Source organism: Rhizobium sp. NRK18 (genome assembly GCF_024385575.1).
Lineage (GTDB): Bacteria > Pseudomonadota > Alphaproteobacteria > Rhizobiales > Rhizobiaceae > JANFMV01.
The window spans coordinates 167,252-182,817 of sequence record NZ_JANFMV010000004.1; the positions used below are offsets into that span (position 1 = coordinate 167,252).

Sequence of the window (15,566 nt, forward strand, 5' to 3'; positions counted from 1 at the left end):
ATGGCCGTCGTCGTTCAGAACATCGCGCGCGCCGATCAGGCGATCATCGACCGGCTAGCGGCTGCAGGCGTCGCCACCGTCCATGAAGCCCAAGGCCGCAAGGGCATGCTGTCGAGCTATATGCGGCCGATCTATGCCGGCGCGCAGATCGCCGGTTCTGCCGTCACCATATCCGCGCCTCCGGGCGACAACTGGATGTTGCATGTGGCGATCGAACAGTTGAAGCCCGGGGATATTCTCGTGCTGGCGCCGACCTCACCGTGCGACAACGGCTATTTCGGCGACCTGCTGGCAACATCCGCCATGGCGCGCGGCTGCCGTGGCCTCGTCATCGACGCCGGCGTTCGCGACATCCGCGACCTGACCGCGATGGGCTTTCCAGTCTGGTCGAAGGCGATCTCGGCGCAGGGCACGGTCAAGGAAACGCTGGGTTCGGTCAACGTCCCGGTCGTCTGCGCCGGCGCTCAGATTGAAGCCGGCGACATCATCGTTGCCGACGATGACGGCGTCTGCGTCGTTCGGCGCGAGGAAGCTGCCGCCGTGCTGGCCGCCGCCGAAAAGCGGCTGGCGGCAGAAGAAGCCAAACGCAAACGGCTGGCGGCCGGCGAACTCGGGCTCGACATCTACGACATGCGCCCGCGGCTCGCCGAGAAGGGCCTGAAATATGTCTGACGGCGGCATCCCCTGCTTGTGGATGCGGGGCGGCACCTCCAAGGGCGCCTATTTCCTCGCCCGGGACCTGCCATCCGATCCAGAGGTGCGAAACAACCTTCTTCTGAAGATCATGGGTTCACCCGACCCCCGGCAGATCGACGGCATCGGCGGCGCCGATCCGCTCACCTCCAAGGTCGCCGTCCTGTCACCGCCAAGCCGGCTGGACGCGGATGTCGACTATCTCTTCCTTCAGGTTTTCGTCGACAAGGCGCTGGTCAGTGATGCCCAGGGCTGCGGCAATATCCTCGCCGGCGTCGGCCCGGCGGCCATCGAACGCGGACTTGTCGCGGCCACCGGCGAGGAAACGCAGGTGCGCATCCACATGGTCAACAGCGGCGAGATCGCGCTCGCCCGCATCCAGACACCCGGCGGCAAGGTCAGTTATGCCGGCAGCACCGAAATTGCCGGCGTGCCCGGTACCCATGCGGCAGTCCCCCTGCTCTTCCTCAACATCGCCGGCTCCATGTGCGGCTCGCTGCTGCCGACCGGCAACGCCTTCGACGTAATTGACGGCGTCGACTGCACGCTGATTGACAATGGCATGCCATGCGTGATCATGCGTGCCGCCGATTTTGGCCTGTCCGGCAAGGAGGCGCGCGAAGATCTTGAAGCCATGACCGACATCAAGGACCGGATCGAGGCCATCCGCCTGAAGGCCGGACCGATGATGAACCTTGGCGATGTCGAGAAGGCTTCCGTCCCGAAGATGACGCTGGTGTCTGCGCCGTACCAGGGCGGCGCGATTGCCACGCGTAGCTTCATCCCCCATCGCGTCCATGCCTCGGTCGGCGTCTTCGCCGCCATCACCGTGGCGACGGCGACGCGGATCGCCGGAAGCCCGGCGGCCGAACTATGCCAGCCGCCTGCCGACGGGCGCTACCGCGTCGAACATCCGACCGGCGACATGGAGGTCTTCCTCGACATTGCCGAAGATGGCGCGATCCGCGGCGCCGGCAATGTCCGCACCGCCCGCAAGCTCTTTGACGGCCGGGTCTTCGCCTAGTCGCGACGCCCGATACAGCGAACAGGGACGGCGTTTCGCGGCTTCCCCGCTGTCATAAAGCGCCTCCGTATCGCGGTGTTGGCACCGGTTCCCCGCGTGCCGCCCAATTCTTCACACCTGCCATTCCTGCCCGCCATCGTTCTCGTCGCTCGACTTCAGACGCGGTGTTTCGACGCCTGTCCGGCAGTGCCTTTCGCAATCCTCCCGAAGCACGCTTGACATCTTTCCCATTTCACGTTTTGGTAAGATGTCAGACCAATTCAGACGGTCACAGGGGCAGGTAGAATGTCGGGAGAGGACAGGGTGGAGAGACCGCGGATGGCGCCGCTGGCCCCGATCGACCGTGGCCAGCAGGTCAGCGACGCGCTCGCCAACTACATTTCCGACGAGAACCTGAAGGCCGGCGACCGCCTGCCCGCCGAGCGCGAACTCATGGATGCGCTGGGCGTCGGACGCTCGACGATCCGCGAAGTCATCGGCCGCTTCCAGGCGCTCGGCGTGATGGAAACCCGCAAGGGCAGCGGCACCTACCTCCTGAAGCCGATCAGCAGCGGCACCATCCACATGCCGCTGACGCTCAACGCTATCGACCTGCGCGACGCGCTGATGCAGACGCTGGAGGTCCGGCGCGGTCTCGAAGTCGAAGCCGCCACGGTCGCCGCGCGCCGCCGTACCGCCGAGGATGTGAAGACCATCGAGGAGAAGCTCGACGCGATGGAGCACGTGCACTTGTCAAAGGGCACGTCCGGCCCGGAAGACCTGGCCTTTCACCTCGCGATCTACGATGCCACGCACAACCCGCTTTTCCGCCAGCTTCTGGAGCAGATGCGCGAAGCTTTCGAGCGCTTCTGGTCCAAGCCCTTCGACCGGCCGGACTTTGCCCGGCGGTCCTTTCCCTATCACCGAACACTTTTCAACGCGATCGCCGCCCAGGACACGGAAGCGGCGCGGCGCGAAACACTCAAGATTCTCGACGTCGTCGAGGAAGACATCAAGGAAATGTCCCGATGAACAACGGCCTGGACCCGTTTGAAGCCTTTTCGCTGATCACCGCCCATGACGAGGCCAATGCCTTCGAGGCGGTCGTGCCGCCGATCGTCCAGACGTCGCTGTTCACCTTCTCAAGCTATGACGAGATGGTTTCGACCTATCGCGGCGAAAAGGTTCGCCCCGTCTATTCGCGCGGCCTCAACCCGACCGTCCGCATCTTCGAGGAAATGCTGGCCAGACTGGAAGGCGGCGAAGATGCACTCGGCTTTGCCAGCGGCATGGCGGCGATTTCATCGTCGGTCCTCGCCTTCGTCGAACCCGGCGACCGGATCGTCGCCGTCCGTCACGTCTATCCGGATGCCTTCCGCCTGTTCGGCACGATCCTGAAGCGGATGAAGATCGAGGTCACCTATGTCGACGGCCGCGACGAGGAGGCGGTCGCCAGGGCCCTGCCCGGTGCCAAGCTGCTCTATCTCGAAAGCCCGACGAGCTGGATCATGGAAGCCCATGACGTCGGCGCGCTGGCGGCACTTGCCAAAAGGCACGGCGTCGTCTCGGTGATCGACAACAGCTGGGCGAGCCCGGTCTTCCAGCAGCCGCTGACGCTCGGCGTCGATCTCGTCCTGCATTCGGCATCGAAATATCTCGGCGGCCACAGCGATGTTGTCGCCGGCGTCGTCGCCGGATCGAAGGTCCTGGTCGACCGCATTCGCGGCGAAAGCCTGCCCTATCTCGGCGGCAAGCTGTCGCCGTTCGACGCCTGGCTGCTGGTCCGCGGCATGCGCACCCTGCCGATCCGAATGAAGGCGCATGAAGCCTCCGCACTGGAGATCGCCCGTCGCCTGCAGGCGCTGGACATCGTCGACAAGGTCTTCCACCCGGCGCTCGCCAACCGTCTGCCGCCCGGCCTCAAGGGAACCTCCGGCCTGTTCTCGTTCACGTTCAGGGAAGGCATAGACATCCGCGCCTTCTGCGACCGGCTGAAGCTCTTCAAGCTCGGCGTCAGCTGGGGTGGCCACGAAAGCCTGATCGTGCCCGGCGAAGTCGTGCTCCAGCAGAAAGCCCAGCCCAATTCCGCGCAGACCTTCGGGATCGATGCGCGCTCCATCCGTCTCCATGTCGGCCTCGAAGGAACCGAGGCGCTGTGGAGCGATCTGGAGGCGGCGATCGCCGCTTCCCAGGACTGACAGAAGCAACCGCAGCCCGAACCACAAAAGGGGGAACGAAGATGAAAAGACTGATTACCGCAGCAATGATGGCCACGATGATGGCCGGCACCGCGCTCGCCGATACGACGCTGAAGCTGGTCGAAGTGATCACCAGCCCGGAACGCACCGAGACGCTGAAGTCCATTGTCGCCAAGTTCGAGGAAGCCAATCCGGGCACCAAGGTCGAGATCGTCTCGCTGCCCTGGGGCGAAGCCTTCCAGAAGTTCGCCACCATGGTTTCTGCCGGCGACGTGCCGGACGTGATGGAAATGCCGGACACCTGGCTTTCGCTCTATGCCAATAACGGCATGCTTGAAAGCCTAGAGCCCTATCTCGAGAAGTGGGAAACGACGCCCGACCTCTCCGACCGCGCCCTGGAACTCGGCCGCGACGTCAAGGACACGGCCTACATGCTGCCCTACGGCTTCTATCTGCGCGCCATGTTCTACAACAAGAAGCTGCTCGCCGAAGCCGGCATCACCGAACCGCCGAAGACGATGGACGAGTTCCTGGAAGACTCCAAGAAGGTCTCCGCCCTTCCCGGCAAGTACGGCTACTGCCTGCGCGGCGGGCCGGGCGGTCTCAATGGCTGGGTGATGTTCGGCGCATCGATGGCCGGCTCCAACAAGTTCTTCAATGAAGACGGCACCTCGACCTTCAACTCCGAGGGCTGGACCAAGGGCCTGACCTGGCTGATCGATCTCTACAAGAACGGCTACGCGCCGAAGGATTCGGTCAACTGGGGCTTCAACGAGATCGTTGCCGGCTTCTATTCCGGCACCTGCGCCTTCCTCGACCAGGATCCGGATGCCCTGATCGCCATTGCCGAGCGCATGAAGCCGGAAGACTTCGGCGTCACCACCATGCCGAAGGGTCCGGACGGCAAGACCTTCCCGACCATCGGTTACGCCGGCTGGTCGATGATGGCCTCGAGCGAGCACAAGGATCTCGCCTGGAAGCTGATCGCCACGCTCGAAGGACCGGAAGGCAACATCGCCTGGAACAAGCGTACCGGCGCCCTGCCCGCTCTGAAGTCGGCCGAGAAGGATCCGTTCTACGCGAACGATCAGTTCAAGGGCTGGTTCGAGGAGCTGGGCGACAAGGACGCTATTCCGACGACCATGCCGACCTATCTTGAAGAGTTCGCCTACTTCAAGGATTCGCTCGTCATCAAGACGTCCCAGGAAGCGCTTCTCGGCGACATCACGCCGGAAGACCTTGCAAACCAGTGGGCAGACTACCTGACCAAGGCTCAGCAGAAGTTCCTGGCAAGCAAGAAGTAAGCCTCTGCATCCGGGCGGGGACGATGTTCCCCGCCCGTTTTCCTATGACAGACACACCAGAGACCAGATAGTTCATGACCAGCTACGCATCACCGCAAAACCGGTTGCCTCTCCGGCGCCGGATGGCCATCGCGACGGAGCCCTATCTCTACAGCGCGCCGGCGCTGATCCTGATCGTCGCCGTCATGCTGGTGCCGCTGGTGCTCGGCATTTCCTACGCGTTCCGCGACGTCCAGCTCCTCAATCCGTTTTCCGGCGGCTTCATCGGGCTCGATCATTTCCGCGAACTCGCCCACGACCAGTCCTTCTACCGCGCGCTGAAGAACACGCTCTGGTGGACCGGCGCCTCGGTCTTCTTCCAGTTCCTGTTCGGCCTGATCCTCGCGCTCCTGCTCGACAAGCCCTTCGTCGGTCGCGGCATCGTCCAGGCCCTCGTCTTCCTGCCCTGGGCCGTGCCGACGTTCCTGGCCGGCCTCAACTGGGCGTGGATGTTCAATCCGGTCATCGGCCCGATCCCGCACTGGCTCTATGCGCTGGGCCTGCTCGATCAGCCGAACAACATTCTCTCCGACCCCAATCTCGCCATGTGGGGTCCGATCATCGCCAATGTCTGGTGGGGCATTCCCTTCTTCGCCATCACCCTGCTCGCCGCCCTTCAGGCGATCCCGCGCGACCTCTACGAGGCTGCCGCAATCGATGGCGCGAGCCCGACGCAGCGCTTTCTCTCCATCACGCTGCCCTTCCTCGCCCCGACGATTGCCATCACCGTCCTGTTGCGCACCGTCTGGATCGCCAACTTTGCCGATCTCATCGTGGTCATGACCAATGGCGGCCCCGCCGACCGCACCCAGATTGTTGCGAGCTACATCTTCACCCAGGCCTTCAAGCGTCTCGACTTCGGCTACGCCTCGGCAATCGCACTCGTTCTCCTGGCGCTGCTGCTCGCCTATTCGATGCTGATCGTGCTTCTGCGCCAGACGCTCTTGAACAAGGATTGATCCCATGCGCGCCCGCCGTATCCCACTCATCATCGCGCACCGCCTGGCGATCCTCTGCTACATCGTCTTCGCGCTCTTCCCGCTGTTCTGGCTCCTGAAGGTGGCCGTCACGCCGAACGACCTGCTTTATACCGAAGGCGTCCGGATGTGGCCCTCGCATGCGACGCTCGACCACTTCGCCTTCGTGATTGCCCACAGCGCCTTCCCGACCTTTTTCCGCAACAGCGTCATCGTCGCCGGCTCCACCGCCTTCGCCGTCACCATCCTCGCCTCGCTGTCGGGATACGCGCTGTCGCGCTTCACGTTCCGGGCCAAGTACTGGATCGTGGCGCTCATGCTGATCACGCAGATGTTTCCGCTGGTCATGCTGGTCGCGCCGATCTTCAAGATGCTCTCGCCGCTCGGCCTGACCAACAGCCTCACCGGCCTGGTGATCGTCTATACCGCATTCAACGTGCCGTTCGCGACCTTCCTCATGCAGTCCTTCTTCGACGGCATTCCGAAGGATCTCGAGGAGGCGGCGATGATCGACGGCGCCACGCAGTTCATGGCCTTCCGGCAGATCATCCTGCCGCTGACGCTGCCCGGCATTGCCGCCACGCTCGGTTTTGTCTTCACCGCCGCCTGGAGCGAGCTGCTCTTCGCGCTGATGCTGATCTCCGGCAACGATGCCGCGACCTTCCCGGTAGGACTTCTGACCTTCGTTTCCAAATTCTCCGTGGATTTCGGACAGATGATGGCGGCGGGCGTGCTTGCGCTCATCCCGGCCTGCCTCTTCTTCCTGATGATCCAGCGATACCTCGTACAGGGCCTGACGGCCGGCGCCGTCAAAGGCTGAAAGGACACCCCATGGCTTCCATCGATATTCAAGGCGTTCGCAAGAGCTACGGCGACTTTCCGGTCCTGCACGGCGTCGATCTCGACATCAGGGACGGCGAGTTCATCGTGCTGGTCGGTCCGTCCGGCTGCGGCAAGTCCACGCTGTTGCGCATGATCGCCGGGCTGGAGGATATTTCCAGCGGCGACATCCGCATCGCCGACCGGCGCGTCAACGACCTGCCGCCGAAGGACCGCGACATCGCCATGGTCTTCCAGTCTTATGCGCTCTATCCGCACATGACGGTCGCCGACAACATGAGCTACAGCCTGCGACTGCGGAAGACGGCCAAGGAGAAGATCGCCGATGCGGTGCACGGCGCCGCCTCCAAGCTTGGCCTCGACCCGCTGCTCGAACGTCGCCCGAAGGCGCTTTCCGGCGGCCAGCGTCAGCGCGTCGCCATGGGCCGCGCCATCGTACGCCAGCCGAAAGCCTTCCTGTTCGACGAACCGCTGTCCAACCTCGATGCCCGCCTGCGCGAGCAGATGCGCGCCGAAATCAAGAAGCTTCACGGCGATCTCGGCGCCACCTCGATCTACGTGACGCACGACCAGATCGAGGCGATGACGCTCGCCGACCGCATCGTCGCCATGCATGGCGGCATCGTGCAGCAGGTCGGCTCGCCGCTCGAACTCTACGACCGGCCGGCCAATCTCTTCGTCGCCGGTTTCATCGGTTCGCCGGGGATGAACTTCCTTCAGGGACATTACCATGTGAGCGGCAGCGAGGCGGAATTCCGGCTCGCCGACGGCACGATGGTTCCCGTCCGGGCCCGCCAGGGCATCGCGAACGGGTCGGAGGCGACGCTCGGCATCCGTCCCGAACACGTGGTGATTTCAGATAACGGACGCTGGAGCGCCGAGGTGGAACTCGTCGAGCCGACGGGCTTCGGCATCATCGTGCACCTCGTGCTGCACGGCCAGCGCTTCAAGGTCTTCACGCTCGATCGCGCCGCACTCAGCCTGCCGCCGACAATCCATGTCGACTTCCCCACCGAGCACCTCCACGTCTTCGACGCCGAAGGTCGGCGGACGGACTGATCACGCAACCGGTAGCGGCGGCAGCAGTGGCAGGGCCATCTACAGTCTCAGCCCTGTCTGCGCATCGAAGAGGTGCATCTGCGCCGCATCGAATGCGACGCCGACCTTATCTCCGGGGCACACATCGGTGCGGCCGTTGACTACGAGATTGAAATCCTCTGTGCCGTCGGCGGCGAGATAAGTGCTGGAGCCGGTGTTTTCGACCGATCCCACCGGGAATGCCAGCATGGCTTCATCGCCCGATGCGAGACGCATATGCTCGGGCCTGAGCCCGACGGTGACGTCGCGCCCGGCCGGCAGCTCAGTGGCAACCGCGATCGTCTGCGCACCCCCGAGGTCAAGAACAAGCGACTTGCCGTCCGTCCCGACCCTGGCATCGACGAAGTTCATCGCCGGCGAGCCGATGAAGCCGGCCACGAACCGGTTGACCGGTCGGTCGTAGAGTTCGAGCGGCGAACCCTGCTGCTCGATGACACCGGCACGCATGACCACCACATGGTCGGCCATGGTCATGGCTTCGATCTGGTCGTGCGTGACGTAGACGGACGTGGCACCCAGCCGGTTGTGCAGGGCTCGGATCTCCTTGCGCATCTGCACCCGGAGAGCCGCGTCGAGATTGGACAGCGGCTCGTCGAACAGGAAGGCCTTCGGATTGCGGATGATGGCGCGGCCCATGGCGACGCGCTGACGCTGGCCACCAGAAAGCTCGCGCGGATATCGCTTGAGGAGGTCGGAGAGACCGGTAGAGGCGGCAACCTCTGCGGCGCGCCGGCGCCGGTCCGCCTTGGACACCTTCTTCCAGCGCAGGGAGTAGGTGAGATTGTCCTCGACGGTCATATGCGGATAGAGCGCATAGGATTGGAACACCATGGCCACGTCGCGCTTGCGCGGCGGGACATTCGTGACATCGGCGTGCTCGATGCTGATGTCACCGGAAGAAATGCTCTCCAGCCCGGCCAGAGTGCGCAGGAGCGTCGACTTCCCGCAGCCGGACGGACCGACAAGCGCGACGAAGCTCCCCTTCTTGATGTCGAGGTCGATGGTCTTCAGCGCATGATAAGCGCCGTAGAATTTCTCGAGTTTTCGGATCTCGATCTGTGATGTCATTTCAGGGCTCCCGAGGTCAGGCCGGAGACGATGCGCCGTTGCAGGATGACGAAGATGGCGAGGATCGGTGTCACGTAGATCGCCGAATAGGCCATGATCGAACTCCAGTCGGAGGAGTTCGGGCCGAGGAACGCGCTGAGGCCGACGCTTGCGGGCTGGAACAACGGATCCTGGATAATGGATTTGGAGTAGATGTATTCGCCGAACGCCTGCATGAAGGTAAGAATTGCGCAGACGAGGATGCCATTGCGGGCAAGGGGCAGGACGATGAAGAAGAAGGCCCCGACCCGCGAATTGCCGTCGACCAGAGCCGATTCCTCCAGTTCGCGCGGCACGCTCATGAAGGTCGCCCTGACGAGAACCACGAAGAACGGCATCGATTTCGCCGCTGTCGCCAGCACCACGGCAAGCCGCGGGAAATTCAGGAGCCCGATCTGGTTGAAGCCGACAAAGAGCGGCGTGATCATCACGGACGCCGGCAACACCTGCAGCATCAGGACGAAGAACAGGCCGATGTCGATCCAGACGCTGCGATAGCGCGCCAGCACATAGGCGCATCCCGTTCCGAGCAGCACCGTGACCGCGGTCACCCCGCTGGCGATGATCAGCGAGTTCTTCATGAACACCGGCATGGACTTGCGGATCCAGACGTCGGGATAGATCGTGAAATCCGGGTGAAGCGGCCAGAAGGTCGGCGGATTGGCATAGATCTCCGAGTTCGACTTCAGGCTGGTGACATACATCCAGTAGAGCGGGAACAGGTAGAAGGCGGCGAGGATGAGCGCGAGAAGAAGGCTCCAGTTTGCGGCTCTCCGGGTCATCCGCGCACCTCATGCCGGGTCGAGCGCACGTAGACGATCGAGGCGATCAGCACGAGCACGAAGAGCATCACGGAGATCGTCGCGCCCTTGGCGAAATCATAGAGCTTGAAGGACATCTGCCACGACCAGTATTGCGCCACATTGGAGGAATTGGCAGGCCCGCCCTCCGTCAGCGCCGGGAAGAGATCGAACTGCTGGAGGGTCGCGATCATGCCGAGCGCCAGCACGGCGCCGACGGTCGAGCGCATCATCGGCAGCGTGATCGTGCAGAAGCGCTGCCAGGCATTGGCCCCGTCGAGCTCTGCAGCCTCGTAGAGGTCGCGCGGGATGGCGGCAAGGCCGACGGAAAGCAGCAGCATGTTGAAGGCGACGCCGAGCCAGATATTGGCAATCACCACCGCCCAGATCGAAAGAGACGGATCCGATTTCCAGAACAGCGGAGCGTCGATAAGGCCGATCCCTCTCAGGATCGAATTGAGGACACCGAAATCGCCGGCAAGGATCCAGCTCCAGATCGCGCCGACCACGAGGCCGGGCATGACCCAGGAGACGAGAAACAGGCCGCGGATGACCTTGGCGCCCGGAAAATCCTGACCGAAGAACACGGCGAGCGCAAAACCGATCGTAAACTGGCCGAGGATCGAGAAGAACACGAAGATCAGCGTGTTGCGGGCGACCATCCAGAATTCGGGCTGCCGGTAGACGTCGATATAGTTCTGGAAGCCGGCAAACGGACGGATCAACGCGTTCAGCGTGAACATGTCGACCTTCTGGAAACTCATCAGCACATTGTAGACGAGCGGCAGGCCGGCAAGCGCCAGAAGGAACAGCAGGGCGGCGCCGACAAGCGCCAGGTCGAAGCCTATTCCGTCGCGCAGACTGGACAGGGGTTTCATTGCGATGGTCTCCCGAACTTGCGTTCGCACCCGGTCAGCAGGTCGCGGACCGGGTGCGGGTACGTCAGTTGACGATCGTCTCGATCGTGGCCTGTGCCTGATCGAGCGCATCCTTGGCCGACATCTGGCCGGTCAGGGCCGCCTGCTCGGCGTCGTAGATCGCCTTGGAGATCTTCTGCCATTCGGGATGCGGACCGCGCGGCTGGGCATATTTCAGCTGCTCGAGGAACTTCGCGATGGCCGCGTCCTTGCGCTCATTGCCGCTCGAGGCGAGCTTGATGTCGCTGCGCGGCGGAATGTAGCCGAACTCGCTGTAGAGGCGCTTGGCCTGGGAATCGAAATATTCCAGCGCCTTGAAGGCTTCATCCGGATGCTTGGTGCCCGACATGATGCCCCAGTCGAAGCCGCCGAGCGCGGAAGACCGGTCACCGCCCTCGGTCAGCGTCGGCAACAGCGCCACGCCCCAGTCGAACTTGGCATCGTCCAGCATGCGATCGATTTCCCAGTTGCCGGAAACGGCCATCGCGGCATTGCCCGAATTGAACGTGCCGGTCGAATCCCACTGGCCAAGTGTGAGAACGTCCTTCGACGCCCAGCCGTTGTCGATCATCTTCTTCCAGAGTTCGAGGGTCTGCACCGCACCCTCGGTGTTGACCTTCTTGAAGCTGCCGCCGGACATCTGGATGATCGGCAGGAACTGGAACGTGCCTTCCTCGCCGGCGCGCGCCGAGAAGGTGGCGCCGTAGACGTGGTTTGCGGGGTCGGTCAGCTTTTCCGCATCAGCCGCGAATTCTTCCCATGTGACCGGCGGATGATCGATGCCGGCCTTCTTGAACAGGTCCTTGTTGTAGAACACGGCGATCGTGTCGGTGTACTTCGGAATGCCGTAAAGCTTGCCGTCCCAGGTGACCGAGTTCAGCGGGCCGGGGAAGAAGTTGTCGGTCTTGATGATATCGGATTTTGCCACCCGGTCGGTGATGTCGAGCATGGCGCCGCGCGACGAGAACAGCGCGAAATCCGGGTTGTCGACCGAAACGATATCCGGCGCGTTGCCGGTGGCAAACGCCCTCAGCGTCTCGTTGACGATGTCGTCGAAGGCGATCATGCGGTATTCGATCTTGATACCGTTATCCATGTCGCTGAATTCCTTGGAAAAGGTATCGGCGAGGCCCGGCCGGTCGCGGCCGTCGATCGACCAGACCTTGAGCGTGACGTCTTCAGCCGAGGCAGTATGCGCTACGCCGATGGCGCCGAGTGCGGCGCAGGCGAGTAGTCCGATTTTCGAGAACTTCATGCTTTCCTCCCTTGTGGCAAATTGCCGGTGAATGAGCCGCGGCCTCCTTGCCGCGGCGGCGGTCGGGCAGCTCCTCACTTCCGCCCGAAATCTGCAGTCCAGCCCCCTCGCGTCCGCCTGCGAAGGCGCTCTCTATGGATCAGTTCAGCGATGGATCGCCTCCCGCGTAGCGTGAGCTGGCATCGATGAAGCGCACGCCTCCGCGCGCCGCCTTCAGATGGTTGAGCGCATGGATCTGGCCGGTCATCTCGAGATCGCCGCGATAGACGGGATCGTGCCAGCCCTCGATGTCGATGGCGCCGGTGTAACCGGCGAGCCGCAGCTCGGAGATGACGTCGGTCCAGTTGCTGTCGCCGAAACCGGGCGTGCGCATGAACACGAAGGGTTCCTTGCCGAAAATGCCGTGCTCGCGGATCACGTCCCAGCGGATCGTCGCGTCCTTGCCGTGCACGTGAAAAATCTTGTGGGCCCATTTGCGGATCTGCGGCAGCGGGTCGATGAGATAGACCATCTGGTGGCAGGGTTCCCATTCGAGGCCGAGATTGTCGTCCGGCGTCTCGTTGAACATCATCTCCCAGGCGTCGGGATTGTGGGCGATGTTCCAGTCGCCGGTCTGCCAGTTGCCGTCCATCGCGCAGTTTTCGAAGGCGATCTTCACGCCCTTGTCGGCCGCCCGCCTGGCGAGCTCGCTCCAGACCTCGCGGTAGCGCGGCAGGCTTTCCGGCAGTGGCTTGTTGCGGATGCGGCCGGTAAAGCCGGCGACGCAGGTGGCGCCGAAATGATGGGCGTTGTCGATGCAGGCCTTCCAGCCATTCAGCGTCTCGATGTCGAGATCGTTCGTTTCCAGCGGATTGCCGAACATGCCGAGCGTCGAGATGGTGATGTCGCGGTCGCCGATCGCTTCCAGGCAGCGCTTGCCGAGTTCGGCGAGGTCCTGGCCGTTGGTGGTCTGCCAGAAGAAGGGCTCGAAGCTTTCAAAGCCGAGATCGGCGATGGCGGCAATGTTTTCCGGCGCCTTGCCTTCACTGGCTTGGATCATCGTGCCGATGCGGATTGCGTTCAATGGATTGCTCACGAAATCATTTCCTTTGCTTGCAGATCGACGGGAAGACCGGTCCGGGCGCTTTCGATCGCCCCGAAAACCATGGCGAGACTGTTGATGTTGTCGTCGCTTGCGGTTTCCGGCCGGGTTCCGGTCCTGATCGACCGGATGAAATCGGTGATGACACTCTGATGGCCGTGCAGCAGGTCGTCATCGGGTGCTTCCGGCATGTCGAGGACCTCGAAGCCGGCAAGCAGCCCCTCCTCGTGACCGGGCGTGGTGACGTCGAATGTGGCGTCGCCATCCCAGGTGATCATCCCGCGGGAGCCGACGAGCCGCCAGCTGCTTTCCCAGCTCGTCGGCCGACCTTCCGCACACCAGGAGCCGCGATAGGTGAGCACCGCATCGCCGGAGAGCCGGTAGATGGCATTCGCCGCCGCGCCATGAGCGTACCAGGAGCCGGGCGGATTGGTTTCGACGCAATAGACGGAGAGCGGCGTACGGCCGGACACGAAGCGGGCCGCGTCCAGGGTATGGATGGCCATGTCGAGAAGCAGGACATTGTCCATCGCCTCCCGGAAGCCGCCGAAATGCGGTCCCAGAAAGAAATCGCAATGGACGCCGGTGAGATCGCCGATCAGCCCGTCCTCGACCGCCCGCCTGAGCCTGCGGATGCCGGGAATGAAGCGGCGGTTCTGGACGACGGCATGGATTTTTCCGGCCTCGGCGGCCAGCCGGACCAGTTCGGATGCCTCCTGCATGGAGGCCGCCAGCGGCTTTTCGCTCAGCACATGGCACCCGTGGCGCAGGCCGGCTCGCGCTACCTGCGAACGTGCCCCCGGCACCACGACATCAAACAGCAGATCGGGATTGCAGCGCTCGAGCACGTCATCGAGATCCGTGCCGATGACGATGTCGCCAAGGTCAAATTCGATGGCAAGTGCTGCGGCTGTCTCGCGATTGAGATCGACGAGACCGACCAGCTCGACGGCATCACGCAACTCATCGGTCGACTGCAATGCCCGGAGCCAGCCTTTGGCCATAGCTCCGCACCCGCACAGGACGGCTCTCATTTTCACTTATTTCCTCCCTTCGGACGGCGATTTCCTCTTCCCGCACATCCGTAAACGTTTACGGAAACTATGAACCTCTCTGCGAATATGTCAATGGGTTTGCGTAATCGTTTACGAAAAGTGACTGGCAGAGAGGAACCGATGACAGGCATTCGCCAGCTAGCGGATCATCTGAACATTTCCATCGGCACCGTCTCGCGGGCGCTGAACGGCAAGCCTGACGTCAATCCGGAGACCCGCCGGCGGGTGATGGAGGCAGCCGAGAAGCTGGGCTATGTCGCCAATCAGGCCGGTCGCGCGCTACGCAAGGGCAAGACCGGTATCGTCGGCTTCATGATGGAGACGGATCCGGAAGTCAGCCGCTACGGCGACCTCTTCTTCACCAGCGTCTTCGACGGCGTGCAGAGCGTGCTAACGCGCCATCAGCTCGATCTCGTGACACTCCTCTGTCCGTCGAGCGAAGACCCCGACGTCTATCTGGACCGCATGGTTGCCCGCGGATTTGCGGACGCGATCATCCTGTCGGGCACGCGCCGGCACGATCCACGTTTCACACTGCTGGCAAAGCGCAAGATCCCCTTCATTCCGCTCGGGCGAAGCCTCACCGATGTCGGCCAGCCGTGGATCGATCTCGATTTCGAGGGGATGGCCGAGATCGCCGTCAACCGCTTCGTGGCAAATGGCCATCGCCGCATCGGCGTCATCTGGCCGCATGGCGACCACAACCTCGCCTACATCTTCATCGACCAGGTCCGCGAGACGCTCGCGCGCCACCAGTTGACGCTTCCGGACCACTATATCTTCAAGGGGCCGCCCAACGAGGACGGCGGCTACCGCATTGCACGCGACATCAAGGCCTGCGCGGAACCTCCAACGGCAATCATTCTCGTCAACGAGGCGATCGTCATGGGGCTCTACCGGGGGCTGACGGAGGTGGGAATGAAGCCGGGCAAGGACGTCGCCATCATCGGCCGCTACAGCCCACAGGCGAAATTCCTCTCGCCCAGCCTGACATCCTTCGACCTCTCGCTGCGCGATCTCGGCGCCGCGCTGGCGGAGACGCTGCTGGGCTCCATGCCGGCCTACCGCCAGAGCTATCCCGATATCATCAAGCGCCGAATCTGGCCGATGACGCTGGTCGAAGGCGAGAGCGGCTGACGGCGCTGTCACAATAGCACCGTATATCTGCTCTTGCGCGCAAGACGATCGAGCCATAAATT

Annotated in this window: 15 protein-coding genes; 9 read left to right on the forward strand and 6 right to left on the reverse strand. The window is 63.0% G+C overall.

From position 1 onward, the window contains the following. From NN662_RS20035 to NN662_RS20070, 8 genes are all read left to right on the forward strand, one after another. The gene (locus tag NN662_RS20035; RefSeq protein WP_261932185.1) at positions 1-672 is read left to right on the forward strand and encodes a 4-carboxy-4-hydroxy-2-oxoadipate aldolase/oxaloacetate decarboxylase; all 672 of its coding nucleotides are present in this window, start codon (positions 1-3) and stop codon (positions 670-672) included. Then, complete coding sequence (locus tag NN662_RS20040; RefSeq protein ID WP_261932186.1) at positions 665-1,717, forward strand: 4-oxalomesaconate tautomerase; 1,053 nt, start codon at positions 665-667, stop codon at positions 1,715-1,717. The genes NN662_RS20035 and NN662_RS20040 overlap by 8 nt, the downstream gene beginning before the upstream one ends. 318 nt (positions 1,718-2,035) lie before the next feature. After that, the gene (locus tag NN662_RS20045) at positions 2,036-2,728 is read left to right on the forward strand and encodes a FadR/GntR family transcriptional regulator (RefSeq protein WP_410010995.1); all 693 of its coding nucleotides are present in this window, start codon (positions 2,036-2,038) and stop codon (positions 2,726-2,728) included. Continuing rightward, positions 2,725-3,894, forward strand: a complete 1,170-nt coding sequence (locus NN662_RS20050) for a PLP-dependent transferase (protein WP_261932188.1) — start codon at positions 2,725-2,727, stop codon at positions 3,892-3,894. The genes NN662_RS20045 and NN662_RS20050 overlap by 4 nt, the downstream gene beginning before the upstream one ends. Positions 3,895-3,935: 41 nt before the next feature. After that, positions 3,936-5,198 carry an ABC transporter substrate-binding protein gene (locus NN662_RS20055; RefSeq protein ID WP_261932189.1) on the forward strand — a complete coding sequence of 421 codons (1,263 nt, stop codon included), beginning with the start codon at positions 3,936-3,938 and terminating at the stop codon, positions 5,196-5,198. Positions 5,199-5,272: 74 nt separating this feature from the next. Next, positions 5,273-6,196, forward strand: a complete 924-nt coding sequence (locus NN662_RS20060) for a carbohydrate ABC transporter permease (protein ID WP_261932190.1) — start codon at positions 5,273-5,275, stop codon at positions 6,194-6,196. Between the two features lie 4 nt (positions 6,197-6,200). Beyond that, a complete protein-coding gene (locus tag NN662_RS20065; protein ID WP_261932191.1) occupies positions 6,201-7,034 on the forward strand; it encodes a carbohydrate ABC transporter permease in 834 nt (277 codons plus the stop codon). Positions 7,035-7,045: 11 nt separating this feature from the next. After that, positions 7,046-8,113, forward strand: coding sequence for an ABC transporter ATP-binding protein (locus tag NN662_RS20070; protein ID WP_261932192.1), 1,068 nt, complete (start codon positions 7,046-7,048; stop codon positions 8,111-8,113). Positions 8,114-8,152: 39 nt separating this feature from the next. On the opposite strand, the gene NN662_RS20075 is transcribed toward NN662_RS20070, so the two are convergent. From NN662_RS20075 to NN662_RS20100, 6 genes are all read right to left on the reverse strand, one after another. Then, entirely contained in the window at positions 8,153-9,220 is a 1,068-nt protein-coding gene (locus NN662_RS20075; protein WP_261932193.1) for an ABC transporter ATP-binding protein, read from the reverse strand. Then, entirely contained in the window at positions 9,217-10,041 is an 825-nt protein-coding gene (locus tag NN662_RS20080; RefSeq protein WP_261932194.1) for a carbohydrate ABC transporter permease, read from the reverse strand. The genes NN662_RS20075 and NN662_RS20080 overlap by 4 nt, the downstream gene beginning before the upstream one ends. Beyond that, complete coding sequence (locus tag NN662_RS20085) at positions 10,038-10,937, reverse strand: carbohydrate ABC transporter permease (RefSeq protein ID WP_261932195.1); 900 nt, start codon at positions 10,935-10,937, stop codon at positions 10,038-10,040. The genes NN662_RS20080 and NN662_RS20085 overlap by 4 nt, the downstream gene beginning before the upstream one ends. Positions 10,938-11,001: 64 nt before the next feature. Continuing rightward, positions 11,002-12,231, reverse strand: a complete 1,230-nt coding sequence (locus NN662_RS20090; protein WP_261932196.1) for an ABC transporter substrate-binding protein — start codon at positions 12,229-12,231, stop codon at positions 11,002-11,004. Between the two features lie 139 nt (positions 12,232-12,370). Then, positions 12,371-13,306: a sugar phosphate isomerase/epimerase family protein gene (locus tag NN662_RS20095; RefSeq protein ID WP_261932197.1), complete on the reverse strand. Its 936-nt coding sequence runs from the start codon at positions 13,304-13,306 to the stop codon at positions 12,371-12,373. Next, positions 13,303-14,352 (reverse strand): Gfo/Idh/MocA family protein, encoded by a 1,050-nt coding sequence (locus tag NN662_RS20100; RefSeq protein WP_261932198.1) that lies wholly within the window; start codon positions 14,350-14,352, stop codon positions 13,303-13,305. Before NN662_RS20100 ends, NN662_RS20095 begins: the two co-directional genes overlap by 4 nt. A gap of 135 nt (positions 14,353-14,487) precedes the next feature. Here NN662_RS20100 and NN662_RS20105 point away from each other — a divergent pair, with 135 nt between their 5' ends. Beyond that, entirely contained in the window at positions 14,488-15,504 is a 1,017-nt protein-coding gene (locus NN662_RS20105; protein WP_261932199.1) for a LacI family DNA-binding transcriptional regulator, read from the forward strand. Positions 15,505-15,566 lie beyond the last annotated feature (62 nt).

Bases quoted from the DNA above. Each gene is read 5' to 3' on its own strand.
- NN662_RS20035 (WP_261932185.1), top strand. From the start codon at position 1: ATGGCCGTCGTCGTTCAGAACATCGCGCGCGCCGATCAGGCGATCATC.
- NN662_RS20040 (WP_261932186.1), top strand. From the start codon at position 665: ATGTCTGACGGCGGCATCCCCTGCTTGTGGATGCGGGGCGGCACCTCC.
- NN662_RS20045 (WP_410010995.1), top strand. From the start codon at position 2,036: ATGGCGCCGCTGGCCCCGATCGACCGTGGCCAGCAGGTCAGCGACGCG.
- NN662_RS20050 (WP_261932188.1), top strand. From the start codon at position 2,725: ATGAACAACGGCCTGGACCCGTTTGAAGCCTTTTCGCTGATCACCGCC.
- NN662_RS20055 (WP_261932189.1), top strand. From the start codon at position 3,936: ATGAAAAGACTGATTACCGCAGCAATGATGGCCACGATGATGGCCGGC.
- NN662_RS20060 (WP_261932190.1), top strand. From the start codon at position 5,273: ATGACCAGCTACGCATCACCGCAAAACCGGTTGCCTCTCCGGCGCCGG.
- NN662_RS20065 (WP_261932191.1), top strand. From the start codon at position 6,201: ATGCGCGCCCGCCGTATCCCACTCATCATCGCGCACCGCCTGGCGATC.
- NN662_RS20070 (WP_261932192.1), top strand. From the start codon at position 7,046: ATGGCTTCCATCGATATTCAAGGCGTTCGCAAGAGCTACGGCGACTTT.
- NN662_RS20075 (WP_261932193.1), bottom strand. From the start codon at position 9,220: ATGACATCACAGATCGAGATCCGAAAACTCGAGAAATTCTACGGCGCT.
- NN662_RS20080 (WP_261932194.1), bottom strand. From the start codon at position 10,041: ATGACCCGGAGAGCCGCAAACTGGAGCCTTCTTCTCGCGCTCATCCTC.
- NN662_RS20085 (WP_261932195.1), bottom strand. From the start codon at position 10,937: ATGAAACCCCTGTCCAGTCTGCGCGACGGAATAGGCTTCGACCTGGCG.
- NN662_RS20090 (WP_261932196.1), bottom strand. From the start codon at position 12,231: ATGAAGTTCTCGAAAATCGGACTACTCGCCTGCGCCGCACTCGGCGCC.
- NN662_RS20105 (WP_261932199.1), top strand. From the start codon at position 14,488: ATGACAGGCATTCGCCAGCTAGCGGATCATCTGAACATTTCCATCGGC.